The sequence below is a fragment of the Azospirillum isscasi genome (genome assembly GCF_030849505.1).
Classification (GTDB): domain Bacteria; phylum Pseudomonadota; class Alphaproteobacteria; order Azospirillales; family Azospirillaceae; genus Azospirillum; species Azospirillum isscasi.
In genome coordinates this window covers 1-651 of the sequence record NZ_JAUJFI010000388.1, presented here as the reverse complement: position 1 = coordinate 651, position 651 = coordinate 1, and the positions used below count along the sequence as shown (strand labels likewise).

Genomic DNA, 651 nt, shown 5'->3' with positions numbered 1-651 from the left:
GCGTTCGACGAGGGCCTGCGCAAGCACATGCTGCGGGTCTACAATTTCATGATGCTTGGGCTGGGGGTGACCGGCCTTGTGGCGCTGTTCGTGGCGAGCACGCCGGCGCTGTACGTGCCGATCTTCACGACGCCTTTGAAGTGGGTGGTGATGCTGGCGCCGCTGGCCTTCATCATAGTTCTGTCCTGGCGCTTCCACGCGATGTCGGCGTCGGCGCTGCAGGGGCTGTTCTGGGCCTTCTGCGCGGTGATGGGCGTGTCGATGGCCTCGATCTTCCTGGTCTTCACCGGGGCCAGCGTGGCGCGGGTGTTCTTCATCACCGCGGCGATGTTCGCGGCGATGAGCCTGTGGGGCTACACCACCAAGGCCGACCTGTCGAAGATGGGCTCGTTCCTGATGATGGGCCTGATCGGCATCGTCATCGCCAGCCTGGTCAACATCTTCGTCGGCTCCAGCGCCCTGCAGTTCGCCATCTCGGTGATCGGCGTGGTCATCTTCACCGGCCTGACCGCCTACGACACCCAGCGCATCAAGGAAGAGTACGCCGAGGGCTACGGCCACGAGACCAACACCAAGCTCGCCGTCATGGGCGCCCTCTCCCTCTACCTCAACTTCATCAACCTCTTCCAGATGCTCATGCAGCTCATGGGC

General features: G+C 63.3%; 1 protein-coding gene. It reads left to right on the top strand.

Annotated features, from left to right (window positions below):
- On the top strand, positions 1-651 hold a 651-nt coding region (locus QSG27_RS29130), incomplete at both ends, for a Bax inhibitor-1/YccA family protein (protein ID WP_306712369.1).